Raw genomic sequence first — 19,948 nt, forward strand, 5'->3', positions numbered from 1 at the left:
CGAACACCAACCTTATGCCCACCCAAAATCCAACTGTGGGAGCGGTGGTGCGACGATTCGACTTGCTCGCGAATGCGGACTGGCATTCAGCATTGATGTCGACTGACTGGACGCCTTCGCGAGCAAGCCCACATTCATCGGGGTTGCTTCCAGAGGGATGTGAACGATCAAGTCAGCGAAGCGCGCCCGCTTGACGCCCAGGTCGGCCCGAAGGCCGCCTCGGGTGCTGTGGCGGTAGTCGCGCCCTCGAGAGGCCGAGTGGAGGTTCTGCGCAGTGGGAAACCCGGCAAGGATGCCGGGTTAGCCGCCCCCGGCCATGGATGGCCGATGGCGGCGGGCCCACGGAGCAGGACCGGAAGGAGGGCATGCCGAGCCTTAGCGAGGCACCGAACGAAAGGGGCAAAAGCGCTTGGTTACTTGGCGCTTCTCCAAGTAACCCGCTGTAAGAGCGGAACCCATAGCAGCCATTACCGCAGCAACGGATATGTACACCAACCACCAACCACCAACCACCAACCACCAACCACCAAACCCTAATCACCCCACCTGATACCCCACCATTCAGAAAACCCCCCATCCCCTCCAGGTTAACAAAACATAACGTGGCGTCGATTGTCAGACCTTTCCAAACACCGATAGGATAAGCCAGCTTCCGAAGGGGCTCTGGATTGCGGGTTTCAGGACTATGCTCCTAACCATCCAATCCCGATGAGCACCCCTAACGGCGCCCTGAAAGGTTGAACGACCTAACAATAATAATGGGGGAAGGTCTATGAGTGAGCCTGTCATGGGTGTGGGTACCTGCCGCCCGCCGGCACTGCGCAAATTCGCGTTGCTGGCTACAGCGCTCTCGCTGTTGGGCTGTGCCGTGTTGTCGGCACCTGTGCTGGCCGCCGCGGCGCCAGCATCTGACGTTGTCTATTCCGTTGAATCCGCCAAGGCCAGCAAAAGCCTGATGCTCGATGTCGTGCACGCCGGCAAGCGCCTGGTGGCGGTCGGCGATCGCGGGCACATTCTGTATTCCGATGACCAGGGCGCGACCTGGACCCAGGCCAAGGTGCCGACCCGGCAACTGCTGACCTCGGTTTATTTTGTCGACGACAAGCACGGCTGGGCCGTCGGTCATGATGCACAGATCCTCGCCAGCGAGGACGGCGGCGTCACATGGACCAAGCAATTTGAAGATCTGAAACGCGAATCGCCGCTGCTCGACGTCTGGTTCCAGGACGCCAACAGCGGCTTTGCCGTGGGCGCTTACGGCGCGCTGCTGGCCACCACCGATGGCGGCAAAAACTGGGAAGACGCCAGCGATCGCCTCGACAACGAAGACCAGTACCACCTCAACGGCATTGCTGCGATCAAGGATGCCGGGCTGTTCATCGTCGGCGAGCAGGGCAGCATGTTCCGCTCCGCAGACTGGGGCCAGACCTGGGAAAAGCTGGAAGGCCCATACGAAGGTTCGCTGTTCGGCGTGATCGGCACCGCTCAACCCAACACGCTGCTGGTCTACGGTCTGCGCGGCAACCTGTTTCGCTCCACCGATTTCGGCAGCACCTGGGAACCGGTCGAGCTGAAAGCGGCCCGCGGTGCTCTGGAGTTTGGTCTGTCCGGTGCAACGTTGCTCGACGACGGCTCTATCGTGATCGTCGGCAACGGTGGCAGCGTCATCCGCAGCGACGATAATGGCGAAACCTTCAGCGTGTTCAACCGCCCGGACCGTATTTCCGTCGCGGCGGTCACCGATGCAGGCAACGGCAATCTGATCCTGGCAGGACAGGGCGGCGTTCGCGTCACCTCGCCAACCGGTGCCGGCGCAGAGAATGGAAAAAACGGGTCGTCCAAATGAGCCGGGCAAATAATAAGAAGGCGGGTCTATGACATCCTTGAGCAGCCATCACCAAGACAAGGCGACGTTTCTTGAGCGTCTGATCTTCAACAACCGACCGGCAGTGATTGTGATCTGCCTGCTGGTGAGTATTTTCCTGTTCTGGCAGGCGACACTGATCCGCCCGTCCACCAGTTTCGAAAAAATGATCCCGCTCGAGCATCCGTTCATTCAGAAGATGATGGAGCACCGCAACGATCTGGCGAACCTGGGTAACACCGTGCGGATCTCGGTGGAAGCCACCGATGGCGACATCTTCTCCAAGGAGTACATGGAGACCCTGCGCCAGATCAACGACGAGGTGTTCTACATCTCCGGCGTCGATCGTTCCGGCCTCAAGTCGCTGTGGAGTCCGAGCGTCCGCTGGACCGAGGTCACGGAGGAGGGCTTCGCGGGTGGTGAAGTGATCCCGCAGAGCTACAACGGTTCCCAGCAAAGCCTCGATCTGCTGCGCAACAACGTACTCAAGTCCGGACAGGTCGGGCGCCTGGTGGCCAACGACTTCAAGTCGAGCATCGTCGATATCCCGCTGCTGGAGTCCTACCCGGACCCGCAGGACCAGGGCAAACTGCTGGCCCTCGACTACCGCAAGTTCTCCCACGAGCTGGAAGAAAAGATCCGCGACAAGTTTGAAAAACAAAACCCCAACGTGCAGATCCACATCGTCGGTTTCGCCAAGAAAGTCGGCGACCTGATCGATGGTCTTGTCATGGTGGTAATGTTCTTCGGCGTCGCCTTCGTCATCACGCTGATCCTGCTGTACTGGTTCACCAACTGCATGCGCAGCACCGTGGCGGTGTTGAGCACGACGTTGGTGGCGGTGGTCTGGCAGCTCGGTTTGATGCACTTCTTCGGCTTCGGGCTTGATCCGTACTCGATGCTGGTGCCGTTCCTGATCTTCGCCATCGGTATTTCCCACGGCGTGCAGAAGATCAACGGCATCGCGTTGCAGTCCAGTGAAGCCGACAACGCGCTGACCGCCGCGCGACGCACCTTCCGCCAGTTGTTCCTGCCGGGGATGATCGCGATCCTTGCGGATGCGGTGGGTTTCATCACGTTGCTGATCATCGATATCGGTGTGATCCGCGAACTGGCCATCGGCGCTTCCATCGGCGTGGCGGTGATCGTCTTCACCAACCTGATCCTGCTCCCAGTCGCCATTTCCTACGTCGGCATCAGCAAACGCGCCGTCGAGCGCAGCAAGAAAGACGCACACCGTGAACACCCGTTCTGGCGCCTGTTGTCGAACTTTGCCAGCCCGAAAGTCGCACCGGTGTCGATCATCCTGGCCTTGCTGGCCTTCGGTGGCGGCCTCTGGTACAGCCAGAACCTGAAGATCGGCGACCTCGACCAGGGTGCACCTGAGTTGCGTCCGGACTCGCGCTACAACAAGGACAACAACTTCATCATCAGTAACTACTCCACCAGCTCCGATGTATTGGTGGTGATGGTCAAGACCAAGTCCGAAGGTTGCTCGCGCTACGAAGCCATGGCGCCGATCGACGAGCTGATGTGGAAGATGCAGAACACCGAGGGCGTGCAGTCGGCGATCTCGCTGGTGACCGTGTCCAAGCAGATGATCAAGGGCATGAACGAGGGCAACCTGAAATGGGAAACCCTGTCGCGCAACCCGGACGTGCTGAACAACTCCATTGCCCGGGCTGATGGTTTGTACAACAACAGTTGCTCCCTGGCACCGGTGCTGGTGTTCCTAAACGATCACAAGGCTGCAACGCTTGATCGCGCAGTCCATGCCGTGCAGGACTTCGCCAAGGAGAACAACAAGGAAGGCCTGGAATTCATCCTTGCCGCCGGTAATGCCGGCATCGAGGCGGCCACCAACGAGGTGATCAAGGAATCCGAGCTGACCATCCTGATCCTCGTCTACATCTGCGTTGCGACCATGTGCATGATCACCTTCCGTTCCTGGGCGGCGACCTTGTGCATCGTGTTGCCACTGGTGCTGACCTCGGTGCTCGGTAACGCCCTGATGGCCTTCATGGGCATCGGCGTGAAAGTCGCGACCTTGCCGGTGGTGGCTCTGGGTGTGGGGATTGGCGTGGACTACGGGATCTACATCTACAGCCGCTTGGAAAGTTTCCTGCGTGCTGGCCTGCCGTTGCAGGAAGCCTATTACCAGACCTTGAAATCCACGGGTAAAGCCGTGTTGTTCACCGGTCTGTGCCTGGCCATCGGCGTGTGCACCTGGATCTTCTCGGCCATCAAGTTCCAGGCCGACATGGGCCTGATGCTGACCTTCATGCTGCTCTGGAACATGTTCGGCGCGCTGTGGCTGTTGCCGGCGCTTGCACGGTTCCTGATCAAGCCGGAGAAGCTGGCGGGGCAGAAGGGCAACTCGTTGTTTGCTCACTGATCCTTAGCTGAAATAAAAAAGCCGCAACCCCAGGGTTGCGGCTTTTTTGCATCTGATGCTTCACACAACCCTTTGTAGGAGCCGGCTTGCTGGCGATGCTGTGTCAATCGACATCAATGTGGCTGACACACCATCGCCAGCAAGCCGGCTCCTACAGGGGGGGTTACGAAGGATCGGTTCCGAGCACGACATTCAGCGCACTACGCGCATCATCCAGCTGCACCAGCGTCGCATGCCGCGCACCCAGTGCGTCGCGATTCTCGATTGCGGTGAGAATCGCCTTGTGCCGTGGTAACGCCAATTCATGCAGGTTCGGCCGCTGGTTAGAATGCTTCAACGCTTCGGCAATCGCTACCGACAACATGTTGCACAGGTTCGCCAGCAAGTCATTGTGCGTCGCATCGGCGATTCGGCTGTGGAAATCCAGGTCTGGTTGCAACAGCGCTTCAGGCGTCGGCGCGGCTTCCATGCGTTGGTAGGCTTCGCCGATGGAGGCGATGTCCGCGTCGGTGGCAAACTGCGCGGCGAGGGCCGCCGCTGCCGGTTCGATGATACTGCGCACACTGGTCAGCAAATCGAAGAACTGATTCTGCGGGCTGCTTTGCATCAGCCAGTGCAGCACATCCGGGTCGAGCATGTGCCATTCCTTGCGCTGCTTGACCACTGTGCCCACTCGCGGACGGGAATACACCAACCCTTTGGCGACCAACACACGAGTGGCTTCGCGCAGCACCGGCCGGCTGACCGCGTATTCCTCGCACAACAGGGCTTCGGCGGGCAGCTTGTCGTCCGGTTTGAAGCGTCCCGAAACGATCTGCATGCCCAGTTCCTGGACAATGCGCGAGTGCATGCTTTTGCGGTCGGAGGGTTTGCGGTAATCCATGGGGAACGGCGCGATCCTGTGCGGGGGAGGTGCTGCGCATGATAGCAGGCGCAGCGAGGACGGTCGCCAGAGCAAGCAATCCTGAACTCTATGAAGATCAATTGTAGGAGCCGGCTGGCTGGCGATGGCGTCCTTTTAGGCGATAGATGTGTCGACTGACCCACCGCTATCGCCAGCAAGCCGGCTCCTGCAGAGGTTGCGGGGTCAGTGAGAGTGGCGCGGTACTTCGGAGCCGCGGCAACCGACCAGGAAGTCGAAATCGCAGCCTTGGTCCGCCTGCAATACATGGTCGATATACAGCTGGCGATAGCCGCCGACGATCAGGTTTTGCGGCGGTTGCAGATCGGCCATGCGCGCTGCCAGTTCCGCATCCGGAATGTCCAGGTGCAAGCGCCCGTTAGCGCAATCGAGCTCGATCCAGTCCCCTTCCTTCACGGTCGCCAAAGGACCGCCGGCCGCCGCTTCCGGTGCGACATGCAACACCACGGTGCCATAGGCCGTGCCGCTCATGCGCGCATCGGAAATCCGCACCATATCAGTCACGCCTTGCGCCAGCAGTTTGGCCGGCAAGCCCATGTTGCCGACTTCGGCCATGCCCGGATAACCCTTCGGCCCACAGTTCTTCATCACCAGAATCGAGTTGGCATCGACGTCCAGTTCGGGATCATTGATCCGCGCCTTGTACATGTCGAAGTTTTCGAACACCACTGCACGACCGCGATGCTGCATCAATTCGGCACTGGCGGCGGATGGTTTGAGCACGGCACCGAGCGGCGCCAGGTTGCCGCGCAACACGCAGATTCCGCCGTCGGCGCGGATCGGATTATCGAGGGTGCGGATCACTTCGTCCTGGCCGTAGATCGGCGCGTCCTTGGTGTTTTCGCCGAGGGTCTTGCCGTTGACGGTCAAGGCATTCGGATTGGGAATCAGGTTGGCTTCGCCGAGGCGACGCAGCACCGCAGGCAGGCCGCCGGCGTAGTAGAACTCTTCCATCAGGAAACGTCCGGAGGGTTGCAGGTCGACGATGGTCGGCATGCCGCGACCGATGCGGGTCCAGTCGTCCAGGTCCAGTTCGACACCGATACGCCCGGCGATGGCTTTCAAATGGATCACAGCATTGGTCGAACCGCCAATGGCTGCGTTCACCCGAATGGCGTTTTCGAACGCTTCTTTAGTCAGGATCTTCGACAGTCGCAAGTCTTCGCGAACCATCTCTACCGCGCGCATGCCGGACATGTGCGCCAGCACATAACGACGCGCATCCACGGCTGGAATCGCCGCGTTATGGGGCAGGGAAGTGCCGAGTGCTTCGGCCATGCACGCCATGGTCGATGCGGTGCCCATGGTGTTGCAAGTGCCGGCGGAACGGGACATGCCGCCCTCGGCCGCGAGGAAGTCATCGATGGAAATGGTGCCCGCTTTCACTTGTTCGCTGAGCTGCCAGACCACGGTGCCCGAGCCAATGTCCTGGCCCTTGTGTTTGCCATTGAGCATCGGCCCGCCGGTGACAACGATCGCCGGCACGTCGCAACTGGCAGCGCCCATCAACAAGGCCGGGGTGGTTTTGTCGCAACCGGTCAGCAGCACCACGCCATCGATCGGGTTGCCGCGAATGGCTTCTTCAACGTCCATGCTCGCCAGGTTGCGGGTGAGCATGGCGGTCGGGCGCAGGTTCGACTCACCGTTGGAGAACACCGGGAATTCCACCGGGAAACCACCGGCCTCGATCACGCCGCGTTTGACGTGCTCGGCAATCTGACGGAAATGCGCGTTGCACGGGGTGAGTTCCGACCAGGTGTTGCAGATACCGATGATCGGCTTGCCGTGGAACTGGTGGTCGGCGATGCCCTGATTCTTCATCCAGCTGCGGTACATGAAGCCGTTCTTGTCGGCCGTGCCAAACCATTGGGCGGAGCGCAGGGTGGGTTTCTTATCAGACATGATCGATTCTCTTATTGTATGACTATTGTGTGCGAGCTGAGGTGTAACATAAGCGCAAATTCGCCGCTTTGGAAGTGTTGCTTGCTTAAATAGTATTACTATATAGTCGTGTCCAACGGAGGAATGGCCCTGGCGGTTTTCCGCGAGAGGCGTCCCCCGAGGTTCTATAACAACAACAATCGGAGACCGATCTCATGAGCCAGGAACTGCGGCTTATACGTCGCATCACGCTGAAACTGATTCCCTTCCTGATCCTGCTATACCTCATCGCCTATGTGGATCGCTCCGCCGTAGGCTTCGCCAAGCTGCACATGGGCGCCGACATCGGTATCGGCGATGCGGCTTACGGCCTCGGTGCCGGGCTGTTCTTCATTGGTTACTTCCTGCTGGAAATCCCCAGCAACCTGATGCTCGAACGCTTCGGCGCGCGACGCTGGTTCGCGCGGATCATGGTCACCTGGGGCGCCATCACGATCGGCATGGCGTTCGTGCAGGGGCCGCACAGCTTTTACGTGATGCGCTTTCTGCTGGGTGCCGCCGAAGCCGGGTTCTTCCCGGGCGTTCTGTACTACATCACCCAATGGTTCCCGGTTCGCCATCGCGGCAAGATCCTTGGCCTGTTTATCCTTTCCCAACCGATCGCCATGCTGATCACCGGCCCGGTGTCCGGCGGTCTGCTGGGCATGGACGGCATTCTGGGTCTGCATGGCTGGCAGTGGCTGTTCATCGTCATTGGCGCCCCGGCGATCCTGCTGACATGGCCGGTGCTGCGTTGGCTGCCGGATGGACCGCAACAGGTGAAATGGATGGATCAGCCCGAGAAAGACTGGCTGGCCGGCGAGCTGAAAAAAGATCTGGAGGAATACGGCCAGACCCGACACGGCAATCCATTGCATGCGCTCAAGGACAAACGCGTATTGCTGCTGGCGCTGTTTTATCTGCCAGTGACCCTGAGCATCTATGGTCTGGGCCTTTGGTTGCCGACGCTGATCAAACAGTTCGGCGGCACCGACCTGGTGACCGGTTTCGTGTCATCGGTGCCGTACATTTTCGGGATCATCGGCTTGCTGATCATTCCGCGCAGTTCCGACCGCTTGAATGATCGCTATGGCCACCTGGCGGTGCTGTATGTGCTGGGTGCCATCGGCCTGTTCCTCAGCGCGTGGCTGACGGTGCCGGTGCTGCAACTGGCGGCCTTGTGTCTGGTGGCGTTCGCATTGTTCTCCTGCACGGCGGTGTTCTGGACCTTGCCGGGCCGGTTCTTCGCCGGCGCGAGCGCGGCGGCGGGGATTGCGCTGATCAACTCGGTGGGCAACCTCGGCGGCTACATCGGGCCGTTCGTGATTGGTGCGTTGAAGGAATACACCGGGAACCTGGCGTCGGGGTTGTATTTCCTGTCGGGGGTGATGGTGTTCGGGCTGATTTTGACGGGTGTGGTTTATCGGTTGCTGGAGCGCAAGCATGTGCTGCCGGCCGATCAGTTTGCGGCCAGTGCGCGTGGCGCCACCCGCACCTGAAAACTCACCGCCGATCGAGTGTGGGAGCGGGCTTGCTCGCGAAAGCGGTGGGTCAGTCACCACAGATATTGAATGTCAGGCCGCCTTCGCGAGCAAGCCCGCTCCCACACGTGATCGGCGGTGTTTTCGAATTTTGTTTACAGGAGAAAATCCATGCGTCTGGTTCAGTTTGAATTGATTAGCGGCGAGCGTCGGGTTGGCGTGGTCGAAAACGGTCTGGTGCACGAAGTACAGGATGCACGCACGGTGCGCGATCTGGCGTTGGCGGCGATCGAGGCGGGCGTCAATCTTGAGCAACAGGTGCAAACCCTCGGCCTGGGCATCAGCCATGACTATGCAGAACTGCTGGCCCAACTGCGCATCCTGCCGCCGCTGGACCATCCGGACCCGGCGCACATGCTTGTCAGCGGCACCGGCCTGACCCATTTGGGCAGCGCTTCGGCGCGGGACAAGATGCATCAGCAAGCCGGCGACGAAGCGGCGATGACCGACACCATGCGCATTTTCAAATGGGGCGTGGAGGGTGGTAAACCGGCAGCGGGGCAGGCCGGCGTACAGCCAGAGTGGTTCTATAAAGGTGACGGCAGCATCGTCGTGCGCCCGGGCCATCCGTTCCCGCTGCCACCCTTTGCCGAAGACGCCGGTGAAGAGCCCGAGCTCGGCGGCCTCTACGTCATCGGTCACGACGGCAAGCCGTACCGCCTCGGTTTTGCAGTGGGCAACGAGTTCTCCGACCACGTCATGGAACGCAAGAATTACCTGTACCTGGCTCACTCGAAATTGCGCAGCTGCAGCTATGGCCCGGAACTTCGGGTCGGTGAACTACCGGAGCATCTGGCAGGCACCAGTCGCATTTTGCGTAACGGTGAAGTGCTGTGGCAGAACGAGTTTCTCAGCGGCGAGGCCAACATGTGCCACAGCCTGGAAAACCTCGAATACCACCATTTCAAGTACAGCCAGTTCCTGCGTCCGGGGGACGTGCACATTCACTTCTTCGGCACCGCGACCCTGTCCTTTGCCGACGGCATTCGCACCCAGCCGGGTGACGTGTTCGAGATCAGTCAGGCCGAGTTCGGTGCACCGTTGATCAACGGTATCGCACCGGTCGACGCGGTGTTCGAGCCCGGCACCATCGGCACTCTTTGAAGGAAAAAACCATGACCCGAATTCTCGGTCACAACTACATCGGCGGCCAGCGCAGTGCGGCCGGCACCGTCAAACTCCAGAGCATCGACGCCAGCACCGGCGAAGCGTTGCCTCACGATTTCCTCCAGGCCACACCTGAAGAGGTCGATGCTGCGGCCAAGGCCGCTGCTGTCGCTTACCCGGCCTATCGCAGTCTGAGCGCCGAACGCCGCGCGCAATTTCTCGATGCCATTGCCGATGAACTGGACGCGTTGGGCGATGACTTTGTCGCCGTGGTCTGCCGCGAAACTGCATTGCCGGCCGCACGCATTCAAGGCGAACGCGGTCGCACCAGCGGTCAGATGCGCCTGTTCGCCAAGGTCCTGCGTCGCGGTGATTTCCATGGTGCGCGGATCGATCAGGCGTTACCGGATCGCAAGCCGTTGCCGCGTCCCGATTTGCGTCAGTACCGCATCGGGCTCGGACCGGTCGCGGTGTTTGGCGCCAGCAACTTTCCATTGGCGTTTTCCACGGCGGGTGGCGACACCGCTTCAGCCCTGGCCGCCGGTTGCCCGGTGGTGTTCAAGGCCCACAGTGGTCACATGGCGACGGCGGAGCAGGTTGCCGATGCGATCATCCGTGCCGCCGAAAAAACCGGCATGCCGGCCGGTGTGTTCAACATGATTTACGGCGGCGGGGTCGGTGAAGCGCTGGTCAAGCATCCGGCAATCCGGGCAGTCGGATTTACCGGCTCGCTCAAGGGCGGCCGAGCGCTGTGCGACATGGCCGCAGCCCGTGCGCAGCCGATCCCGGTGTTCGCCGAGATGTCGAGCATCAACCCGGTGATCGTCTTGCCGCAGGCGCTTGAAGCTCGCGCTGAAACCGTGGCCCGTGACCTGACGGCGTCGGTGGTCCAAGGCTGTGGCCAGTTCTGCACCAACCCCGGCCTGGTGATTGGCATTCGCTCGCCGCAATTCAGTGCCTTCGTGCAGCAGGTGGCGGGGTTGATCAACGATCAGCCGGCGCAAACCATGCTCAATGCCGGGACGCTGAGCAGCTATGGCAAAGGTCTGCAAAAACTCCTCGCGCACCCGGGCGTGACGCACCTGGCGGGTAGTCCACAGCAAGGGAATCAGGCCCGGCCGCAGTTGTTCAAGGCGGATGTCAGCCTGTTGATCGAGGGCGATGAAGTCCTGCAGGAAGAAGTGTTCGGCCCGACCACGGTGTTTGTCGAAGTGGCGGATCAGGCGCAACTCAGCACCGCGTTGAATGGACTGCACGGGCAACTGACGGCGACCATCATTGGTGAGCCGGACGACTTCACACAGTTCGGCGAGTTGACGGCGTTGCTGGAACAGAAGGTCGGCCGGATCCTGCTCAACGGGTATCCGACCGGTGTGGAAGTCTGCGATTCGATGGTCCATGGCGGCCCGTACCCGGCGACGTCCGATGCGCGTGGTACCTCGGTGGGCACGCTGGCGATTGACCGGTTCCTGCGGCCGGTGTGCTTCCAGAACTGCCCCGACAGCCTGCTGCCGGATGCGTTGAAGAATGGCAATCCGCTGCGCATTCAGCGGTTGGTTGATGGGCAGCCTTCGCGTGAGGCCCTCTAACTAATGTGGGAGCGGGCTTGCTCGCGAAAGCGGTGCGTCAGCCAACATCACTGTTGAATGACACACCGCTTTCGCGAGCAAGCCCGCTCCCACATTTGTTCTGTGTTGGCTTCGGGTTTTGTGACCGGCACTGGATCGCTCTCTCATTGAGCTATCATTGCGTCTTTCCCCTTCAAAGATTGACTGCCATGACTGCCTCAACCGACACCCTGCTCAGCACCCTCGAACACTGCGACATGGTGGAAATCGACGGGCTGCACGCCTTTGAATTCTCTCTCGATGAAGACGACAACCTGCACATCGAGTGCATCGACGGTCGTGTGTCCAAGCACTGGGAGTTCACCCCGGCCGAGGTCGAGGCCGCAACCTTCGATCCAACCCTGCAAAGCTGGCTGATCACTGGTGATTCCGGTGAACACCGGTTGGTGTGCATGACCGCATTCCGCGGTGAAAACGACGATGACGAAGAAAAAAAGGATGCGTAATTTCTGGCCGCTGTTGATCGCCGGCAGCATCGGCGCCATGGGCGTTCAGGCCGCGCCGGTCGATCATTATCAGTTGCTGGTGGGGTCGTATACCGCCGGCCAGAGCCAGGGCATTTACCGCCTGAATTTCGACAGCGCCACCGGGCAGATCGACGCCAAACCCCTGCAAGTGGTCAACAGTGAAAACCCGTCCTGGCTGACCCCGTCCCGGGATCAACGTCACCTGTTCGTGGTCAACGAAAACGGCCCGGGTCAGAAAGACCCGGTCGGGCGTGTCAGCAGTTATGCGATCGATCCCAAGACCCATGAGTTGAGCCTGGTCAGTCAGGTGCAAAGCCTGGGCAACGAGCCGACCCATTCGAGCCTCAGCGTCGATGCCAGCCATTTGTTCGTCAGCAACTACTCGGTGGCTGAAGATCCGGGCGGCACGTTGGCGGTGTTGCCGGTGGGCGCCGATGGCAAGCTCAAAACTGTCGTGCAGATGAGCAGTCATCCTTCCAGCCGGGTCAATCCCGAGCGGCAGATGTCGGCGCATGTGCATTCGACGGTGTCCTCGCCAGACGGCAAATTTGTGTTCTCCAATGACCTTGGCGCGGACAGGATTTTTGTCTACCGCTTCGATCCCAAGGCCAATCCGGAACTGCCATTGACGGCCGCGACACCGGCCTCGGTCCAGTTGCCGCCCGGCAGCGGACCGCGGCATTTGCTGTTCAGCGCGGATGGCAAGCACGCCTGGCTGACCATGGAAATGAGTGCGCAGGTTGCGGTGTTCGACTACCAGAACGGCAAGCTTGAGCAAACACAAATGGTCGATCTGGCAGCCGGCCAACCGACGTCGGACAAAGCGGCCGCGGCGTTGCATGCATCGAAGGATGGCAAGTTCCTCTATGTCAGCAATCGCGGAACGGCCAATCAGCTGCTGGTATTTGCCATCGATCCGGCCACCGGTCACCTCAAGGAGCTGCAACGCCGGTCGGTGGACGGTGATCACCCACGCGAGTTCAGCCTCGACCCGAGTGGCAAGTTCGTGCTGATCGCCAATCAGAAGAGCAACCAGATTGTCGTCGTCGAACGCGACGCCAAGAGCGGTCTGCTGGGTAAAACCGTGCAGAAACTGCCGATGGATGCCCCGAGCGATCTGAAATTCTTGGTGCGTCAATAGGCCGCAGGCCCCGGTTGATGGGGCCTGCATCCTTCTATTAATGACGCTGATATCTGCTAATGCTACAAAAGATTTCAAGGCGCCTGCCTCGACAGTTAAGTTTGCTTCACGGCCCCACCGGGCAAGCAAGCCAACTGAATCCGAGGAATACCGCCATGAACTTCAATCTCTTCTCTGTCATCGCCGCATCCGCCATCTCTGCCACCGTTGCTCTGCCAGCCGCCGCCAACGTTGAAATCAGCGACAAAAAATCCCACACCCAGAGCTACACCCAGAAATACCTGCAACAGAGCGCCAATTTCTACGCAGCCCTGGATCACAAAACCCAAGCCTGAAAGCTAAGCCCTGCACCCTTTATGCAGGAGCGAAGTCACTTGCGCGGATCAAGCTGAAAAGCTTCGAGAAAGCCTGAGTGATGTCGCTCCTGCATAACGCGTTTACGACAGCATCATATTGCTATCAATGCATTGCTTGATATCACATGGCCATGAGTTTAAATTTGACGCTGACTTATTGACTCCTTCTCTAATAAAAAGGATCGACAGCATGGCGATGCGTCTGGCCGTGGTACTTCTGTTCCTCTATTCGACCCCCATTTTATCGGCAGCTACGCCCGTTCCCGGCGAGCCCGACGCTGCGCGCGAGCGCATGATGAGTTTTATCGAAGGCTGAAATAGACTGGCTTAATGATCAATGAAGCTGATGCTTACTATGGATAACCTTGAGTGGTTATCACGGCTTTTTTGATCGATTCTGTGGGCACTGAAACATGCCCACGGAGAACACCATGGCCAGCTCAATCCTCACTTCTGCCAAATACGGCGCCTACCTGGCCATCGGTTTTTACGTGGCCCTGGTGGCGGTCGTCAGCATTACCGCGCAATCGCAACACGAGTTCGAAGCACCGATCCAGGTCGCTTATCCCGCCATCCAGTTCGAGCACCGCGCACAAAACGCCGTGGTCGATCACGCAGACGTGGCGGGAGTGGCAGGGGCATGAAAGGGGCCAGACTCTGGGTCATCGCCTTCCTGGCGTTCATGACCAATGGATCTTCACTGTTGGGAATCGGGCAAGCCTCGGCAGGTTCTGTCGCGCGGTCGATTGAAGCCAACCACAACCTCGCTCGCAGCATCCAGACCGAAAAGGCCATGGGCTTGCTGGCTGGTAATCCGCCGATGAAACGCCAAGGCGATTTCTTCGGGCCGTTCCAGGTTGATTGCTCGGTGTTGCAGATGTGTGAGGTGTTTGCGTGAATCTTCGACACGCTGTAGCAGCCGGCTTGCTGGCGATGGTGTGTCAGTTAACGCATCAGTGTCTGACACTCCATCGCCAGCAAGCCGGCTCCTACAGAGGGGCGGTTATTTTTTCATGATTGATGTGAACAGGTCTGATTCTAAAAACCGCTGGAGCCAAGCCTGCAGCCGCACATAGGGCGTCTGCCCGAACCACTCGCGATCGACATGGGCGAATTGCCGAATAAACGGCATCAGCGCCACATCCGCCAGGCTGGGATGGTCCGCCAACACGTAATCGCGCCCCTCCAGCAACCCATCCAGCCTGCGCAAAAACACCTCGCCCTCAGCGCGATAAAATTCCATCGGCCGCTCGGGATAACGCTCGGCGTACTTGTAGCGATTCAAATGCACCTTGAACGCCTGATCGTTCTCTTCAATCAGCGCAGCGATTTGCACTTGCCCGGCGGGATCATCCTTGAGCAACCAATCCTGCGGATCATGCTGCGCCAGCGCCCAGCGCATGATCGACAGGCTTTCATCGATCACTTCACCGTTCACACTCAACACCGGCACCGTGCCTTTGCTCGACAGCGCGAGCATTTCGGCAGGCTTGGCCTTCAGGCTGACCTCGACGATGTTCACCGCAACCCCCGAGTAACGCAGGGCCATGCGCGCCCGCATGGCGTACGGGCAGCGGCGGAAGGAGTACAGCGTATTCATTTCACCTCCAGCGTACTCAAACCGTTGCCCTGGCGGTGGACCTGAATCTGCACCGGTATCCGTTCGTGCATTTCCTGAACGTGGGAAATCACCGCGACCTTGCGCCCCTGCGCCTGCAAGCCGTCGAGGGCATCCATGGCCAGTTGCAGGGATTCCGGATCGAGACTGCCGAAACCTTCGTCGATGAACAGCGATTCGATTTTCAGCGTGCTCGACGCCATCGACGCCAGGCCCAACGCGAGTGCGAGGGAGACGAGGAAGGTTTCGCCGCCGGACAACGAATGCACCGAGCGCAGTTCGTCGCCCATCTCAGTGTCCATCACCAACAACCCGAGCATGCTGCCGCCGCGCTTCAAGCGATAACGCCGCACCAGTTGCCGTAGCTGCACGTTGGCGTGATGCACCAGCAGGTCGAGGTTGTAGGCCTGGGCGATCTTGCGGAAGGTGTCGCCGCTGGCGGAACCGATCAACGCATTCAGGCGCGCCCAGCGCTGATACTCGGTGTAGGCGTCGGCGATCTGTTGGGCCAACGCCTGATTGGCATTTTGCCGGCGTTGATCCTCGGCTTGTTCGGCGCGCAGTTCGGCGCAGCGGTGCTCGCTGGCAGCGAACTGGCTTTGCAGTTCGGCCAGGGCGCTTGCGAGTTGCTCGGCATCGAGGTTGCCATCGTGTTGCGCCTGATGACTGGCCAGGCGCTTATCGCGCTCGTGCAGCAACACTTTGGCTTGTTCGATGGCTTTTTCGTTGAGCTGCAACCGTTGGCGCAATTCACTGACCTGCTGGTCGTCGACGCTGAGCAATTGCTCGAGGCCGCCGTCGTCCAGTTCGGGATGCAAGGCACGCCATTCGGCGATCCTCGTGTTCAGTTCGCGGTCTTCGGTTTCCAGGGCGATCAGGCGGTCTTGCTGCGCTTTCAGTTCCGCGGCCAGTTGCACCAGCTGCGTGCGTACCGATTGCAGTTCCTGATTCGCAGCCGTTTCGGCATTGCGCGCCTGTTCGACAGCCTGATCCAGTTGCTGCTGCCACTCTTCGGCGCTGGTGTGTGAGCCGAGCAGTTGCGTCAGTTGCTGCTGGCAAGCCTGTTGTTGGTCGGCGAGGGCGGTGAATTGCTGCTGAGCCGCTTCCAGCTGTTGGACGCGGGTCAGTTGACGATCCTGTTCCTTTTCCAGCGTCTGCTGGCGTTGTTGCTGTTCGCTGAGTTCATCCCGTTGCTGGTCGAGCTGTTCCAGGCGCTGGGCGATCTGTCGGTCGAGTTGCATGAAGGTCGCGGCAGGCTCGTTGCGCAAGGCGTCCAGCGTGTCGGTCGGGAGCAGGGTGCTGAACGCGGTCAGCTCTTCGTCCAGACGCTGGCGATCATTGCTCAGCTCGCGTTGCTGGCTGGCCAGTTGTTGGGTCGCCTGCAGGCTCGCGGTCTCGGCGCTACGCACTTGCTGTTGCAAGCGCGCCGCGTCCTGTTGCAGGGTGAGCAGGGCGGTTTGCCGCTGTTCGTCCTGCGTGATGCTTTGGTTCAACTGGCTGTTTTGCTGGTTCAGCCAGGCATCGCGTTTGGCGCTGTCCTGATTGAAAAGCTGCGCCGATAACGGGTGCGCATCGAGGCTCGGTGTCAGGCTTTGTTGCTGAGCGACCAGTTGTTCCTGCTGTTGCAGCAATTCCTTCTGTTGCGCGATCACACCGCCGACTTCGGTACGCAGGTCGGTGAGTTTTTCCTTGAGTAAATCCACCGCTTTCTGCGCGTTTGCCTGTTCGCTTTCATCGTGGCGGCCGAGGCTTTGCAGCAGCGCTTCGGGCTGGTGATAAGGGTGGTCAGGGCTGCCGCAAACCGGGCACGGCTGATCATCCTGCAACTGCTCGCGCAGTTCTTCGACGCTGGCGCTGCGGGCCAGGCGCTGACGCTCCAGCAGTTCGCGGGTGACCGTCAGGGTCTGTTCAGCGACGGTCAATTCGTTTTTGGTTTTTACCCCGTCCTGGGTCAAACGGTCGCGTTCGACCTGGGCAGCGGTTTGACGTTGCTGCAGGTCGGCGATGCGCTTGTCCAGTTCCTGCTGGCTGGCCCACAGACGCGTCAGTTCCTCAAAGCTGCGCAGTTGCTTGCGATTGTCCTGCAACAGATTGCCCAGCAACCGGATCTGTTCGGCCACCGCCTCAGGCTCGGCGCCGGCCTCTTTGTAGAGTACTTCCAGATTCTGTTTTTGTGCCGCCCATTCTTTGGCGGCACGGCTGGCGTTCTGCTCCAGAGACGTCAGTTCCGCCTGACCCTTGTTCAGGCGATTGCCGATCAGCATCAACTGCTGCAGGCGATCGCGGTAGGCGTTCCAGGCGTCGCTGAGCGGCGCAAGATGGGTGCTTTGCTCAAGCTCGGCAGCAATCCTTTGCAGACGCTCGGTCACCCGATTCTGCTGATCGAGCAAACCTTGAATCGTGTTCTGGCCTTCGGTACAAGCCTGTTCCGCTTGCTGCTTTAGGTCGGCACTGAGGCCGGCGTCCTTGATCAGGCGGGCGAGGGTGCTTTGCGCCTCAAAGGCCTGACGCAGCAGCGGTGCGCTTGAAGTGTGTTGGCTTTGCGCCTCGATCAGCGCGGTTTGCGCCGCGCTGAGGCTGTGTTCGAGTTGCGTCTGACGTGTCTGCAGTTCCTGTTCTTGCCGGGTGTGTTGCTGAATCTGCTCTGCCAGCGGCGTGAGTCGGGCGCTCAGTTCGGCCTGACGGGCGAACTGGTGCCGTTGTGGTGCCAGTTGCTCCAGACGAGTCAGCTTCAAGCGTTCGCCGGCCAGGCTTTGCCAGTCCTGCTGAGCGCTGGTCAGTTGTTCGGTGGCGCTGAGCTGCTCGTCCTGCAACTGGCGCAGTTCTTTCAGCCACGTGTGTTGCAGCTCTAATTGTTTGAGTTGCGCTTGCTGGGACTTGAGTAGCTGCTGCGCCTCTTTGAAGCGTTCATCCAGTTCCGCGCGGACTTCGGGCGACAAGGGTGTAACGCCGGTGGCTTGGTCCTGCAACAGCTTGTGGGTTTCGCGGGCTTCTTTGGTCTTGTCGAACGCGCGACGACCCAGGCGCGTGTAGAGCGCGGTGTCGGTGAGTTTTTCCAGCAGCTCGCTGCGCTCGTTGTCGTTGGCCTTGAGGAACGCACTGAACTCGCTCTGGGCCAGCAACACGGCGCGGGTGAACTGCTCGAAGTTCAGGCCCAGGACAGCTTCGAGCTGGACCTTGAACTCGACTTTCTGACTGGCGAGCAACTGATCCAGATCGATGTCGCGCAAGCTCTGACGGCTATGTTGCAGCTTGCCGCCAGCCTTCTCCCGGGCGCGATTGGCTTCCCAGCGCGCGCGGTAGCGGCGGCCATCGATGCCGACAAAATCGACTTCGGCATAGCCTTCACCGGTGCCGCGACGCAGCAGCGTGCGAGGGTCGCCGGTGCTGATCTCACCATCGGCGTCCGGCGCTTTGGCTGACACTTGAGCGTTGCTCAATCGAGGCACGGCGCCGAACAGCGCCAGGCACAAGGCGTCGAGCAAGGTGCTTTTGCCGGCGCCGGTCGGCCCGGTGATCGCGAACAATCCGGCGCTGGCCAACGGTTCGGCGGTGAAGTCGATTTCAAATGGCCCGGCCAGGGAGGCGAGGTTTTTCAGGCGGATCGCGAGAATTTTCATGGCTGTTCGCTCTCCATCTGCACGTCCTGCAACAGCTCGGCAAAGTCCTTCAGGGTTTGCTCGTCAACCTCGCTGCCGTAGTTGTCCTGCCAGGCGCGGCTGAACAGTTCCTGAGGGGTGAGTTGGTCCAGTTCGATCAGGGTCGTGCCGTCATCGACGCCATCGCGGTTGCCGTTGCCGGCGTATTCAGCGGCGATGCGCACCAGGCGTACGGCTTTGCCTTGCAGGGCGGTTTCAACTTGGTTGCGCAAGTCGGGTTGCGGTTCGTCGAGGCGAACCCGGACTTCCAGCCACGGCTGACGCTGAATATCCGCCAGCAGATCAATGTTTGGCAGGTCGGCCAGTAGCAGGAGAATTTCGGCCAATGGCGCTGGGCCGATGCGTTGCAGGTTCACGGCGCGGGGAATCAGTTTCGGCTCCACGCTGACCAGGGTTTCACCGTCTATCTGGATATCGAGAATCTGATGCTGATAACCGATTTCGGAGAACGACAACGGAATCGGCGAGCCGCTGTAGCGAATGCGCTCTTCACCGTTGACCTTCTGCGGTTTGTGCAAATGACCGAGGGCGACGTAGCTGATGCTCGGGCCGAACAGGCTGGCGGGCAGTGCTTCGGCGTTGCCGATGATCAGGCTGCGCTCGGAGTCTTCCGACACCGAACCGCCGGCCATGTGCGCATGACTGATGGCAATCAATGCCTGACCTTTCTTGCGCTTGGCGTTGGCGGCTTCGATCAGCCACTCGTGAACCTGGCCGATCCCGCGCAAGTAGTTGTCGCCCAGATGTGCGCCAGTCACTTCGGCAGGGCGCAGGAATGGCAGCGCCAGGCACCAGGCGACGGTTTTGCCCTTGGCGTCCGGCAGTGGCAGCAGCAAACGCTCGGCATCGAGCTGCCCGTCATCCAGCCAAAGCACGCGACCCAGCGCATGGGTGCGCAAACGGCGCATCAGCGGTGCGGGCAGTTCGATGCGCGAACCGGAATCGTGGTTGCCGGCGATCATCACGATGGTCAGTTTCGGTTGTTGTTCGTGAGCGCTGACGATGAAGTCGTAGAGGCGCTCCTGAGCTTTGACCGGTGGATTGACCGTGTCGAAAATGTCGCCGGCGATCAGCAGCACATCGGGCTGGTCCAGCTTCAGCTGGCGCAGCAGCCACTCGAGGAAACAACCGTGCTCGAAATCACGGTCCTGGCCGTGCAGGTTCTGCCCAAGGTGCCAGTCGGAGGTGTGAAACAGACGCAAGGCGAGCTCCGTAGGAAATGAGGTAATGGCCGCGAGGTAAATGACAGCGCGAAAGGGGGAGAGTTTACGGGTAAAGCGACACCAAACCTACCGCAGGAATTGGCCGTCAGCGATGGCCGCCTCAAATC

General features: G+C 60.1%; 16 protein-coding genes. 11 read left to right on the top strand and 5 right to left on the bottom strand.

What is annotated here, in order from left to right; all coding sequences use genetic code 11:
• Positions 1-772: 772 nt before the first annotated feature.
• Together PMI01S_RS14110 and PMI01S_RS14115 are read left to right on the top strand one after the other, a co-directional pair.
• Complete coding sequence (locus PMI01S_RS14110) at positions 773-1,846, top strand: WD40/YVTN/BNR-like repeat-containing protein (protein WP_084320615.1); 1,074 nt, start codon at positions 773-775, stop codon at positions 1,844-1,846.
• A 28-nt stretch (positions 1,847-1,874) separates the two neighbouring features.
• Positions 1,875-4,259, top strand: coding sequence for an efflux RND transporter permease subunit (locus tag PMI01S_RS14115; RefSeq protein ID WP_084320616.1), 2,385 nt, complete (start codon positions 1,875-1,877; stop codon positions 4,257-4,259).
• A 163-nt stretch (positions 4,260-4,422) separates the two neighbouring features.
• Here the strand turns inward: PMI01S_RS14115 and PMI01S_RS14120 are convergent, their stop codons facing one another.
• Positions 4,423-5,142, bottom strand: a complete 720-nt coding sequence (locus tag PMI01S_RS14120) for a FadR/GntR family transcriptional regulator (RefSeq protein ID WP_084320617.1) — start codon at positions 5,140-5,142, stop codon at positions 4,423-4,425.
• Between the two features lie 204 nt (positions 5,143-5,346).
• The gene (locus tag PMI01S_RS14125; RefSeq protein WP_084320618.1) at positions 5,347-7,083 is read right to left on the bottom strand and encodes an IlvD/Edd family dehydratase; all 1,737 of its coding nucleotides are present in this window, start codon (positions 7,081-7,083) and stop codon (positions 5,347-5,349) included.
• Between the two features lie 194 nt (positions 7,084-7,277).
• On the opposite strand from PMI01S_RS14125, the gene PMI01S_RS14130 reads away from it, so the two are divergent.
• From PMI01S_RS14130 to PMI01S_RS14165, 9 genes are all read left to right on the top strand, one after another.
• Positions 7,278-8,600, top strand: coding sequence for an MFS transporter (locus tag PMI01S_RS14130; protein ID WP_084320619.1), 1,323 nt, complete (start codon positions 7,278-7,280; stop codon positions 8,598-8,600).
• A 153-nt stretch (positions 8,601-8,753) separates the two neighbouring features.
• On the top strand, positions 8,754-9,746 hold the full coding sequence (gene araD1 / locus PMI01S_RS14135) for an AraD1 family protein (protein WP_084320620.1): 993 nt from the start codon (positions 8,754-8,756) through the stop codon (positions 9,744-9,746).
• 11 nt (positions 9,747-9,757) lie between these two features.
• A complete protein-coding gene (locus PMI01S_RS14140; protein WP_084320621.1) occupies positions 9,758-11,338 on the top strand; it encodes an aldehyde dehydrogenase (NADP(+)) in 1,581 nt (526 codons plus the stop codon).
• A 188-nt stretch (positions 11,339-11,526) separates the two neighbouring features.
• A complete protein-coding gene (locus PMI01S_RS14145) occupies positions 11,527-11,823 on the top strand; it encodes a DUF5629 family protein (RefSeq protein ID WP_084320622.1) in 297 nt (98 codons plus the stop codon).
• Positions 11,816-12,985 (top strand): lactonase family protein, encoded by a 1,170-nt coding sequence (locus tag PMI01S_RS14150; RefSeq protein ID WP_084320623.1) that lies wholly within the window; start codon positions 11,816-11,818, stop codon positions 12,983-12,985. The genes PMI01S_RS14145 and PMI01S_RS14150 overlap by 8 nt, the downstream gene beginning before the upstream one ends.
• 155 nt (positions 12,986-13,140) lie before the next feature.
• Positions 13,141-13,320 (top strand): hypothetical protein, encoded by a 180-nt coding sequence (locus tag PMI01S_RS14155; protein ID WP_084320624.1) that lies wholly within the window; start codon positions 13,141-13,143, stop codon positions 13,318-13,320.
• Positions 13,321-13,531: 211 nt separating this feature from the next.
• Positions 13,532-13,657, top strand: a complete 126-nt coding sequence (locus PMI01S_RS32010) for a hypothetical protein (RefSeq protein ID WP_008030104.1) — start codon at positions 13,532-13,534, stop codon at positions 13,655-13,657.
• 115 nt (positions 13,658-13,772) lie between these two features.
• Entirely contained in the window at positions 13,773-13,985 is a 213-nt protein-coding gene (locus PMI01S_RS14160) for a hypothetical protein (protein WP_084320625.1), read from the top strand.
• A complete protein-coding gene (locus PMI01S_RS14165) occupies positions 13,982-14,239 on the top strand; it encodes a hypothetical protein (RefSeq protein ID WP_084320626.1) in 258 nt (85 codons plus the stop codon). Before PMI01S_RS14160 ends, PMI01S_RS14165 begins: the two co-directional genes overlap by 4 nt.
• A 105-nt stretch (positions 14,240-14,344) precedes the next feature.
• Here the strand turns inward: PMI01S_RS14165 and PMI01S_RS14170 are convergent, their stop codons facing one another.
• The 3 genes from PMI01S_RS14170 to PMI01S_RS14180 are packed head-to-tail and all read right to left on the bottom strand — an operon-like array spanning position 14,345 to position 19,820.
• A complete protein-coding gene (locus PMI01S_RS14170) occupies positions 14,345-14,941 on the bottom strand; it encodes a glutathione S-transferase (RefSeq protein ID WP_084320627.1) in 597 nt (198 codons plus the stop codon).
• Complete coding sequence (locus PMI01S_RS14175; protein ID WP_084320628.1) at positions 14,938-18,579, bottom strand: AAA family ATPase; 3,642 nt, start codon at positions 18,577-18,579, stop codon at positions 14,938-14,940. The genes PMI01S_RS14170 and PMI01S_RS14175 overlap by 4 nt, the downstream gene beginning before the upstream one ends.
• A complete protein-coding gene (locus PMI01S_RS14180) occupies positions 18,576-19,820 on the bottom strand; it encodes an exonuclease SbcCD subunit D C-terminal domain-containing protein (RefSeq protein WP_084320629.1) in 1,245 nt (414 codons plus the stop codon). Before PMI01S_RS14180 ends, PMI01S_RS14175 begins: the two co-directional genes overlap by 4 nt.
• Positions 19,821-19,948: the final 128 nt, after the last annotated feature.

The organism is Pseudomonas migulae NBRC 103157, from assembly GCF_002091715.1.
GTDB classification, from domain to species: domain Bacteria; phylum Pseudomonadota; class Gammaproteobacteria; order Pseudomonadales; family Pseudomonadaceae; genus Aquipseudomonas; species Aquipseudomonas migulae_A.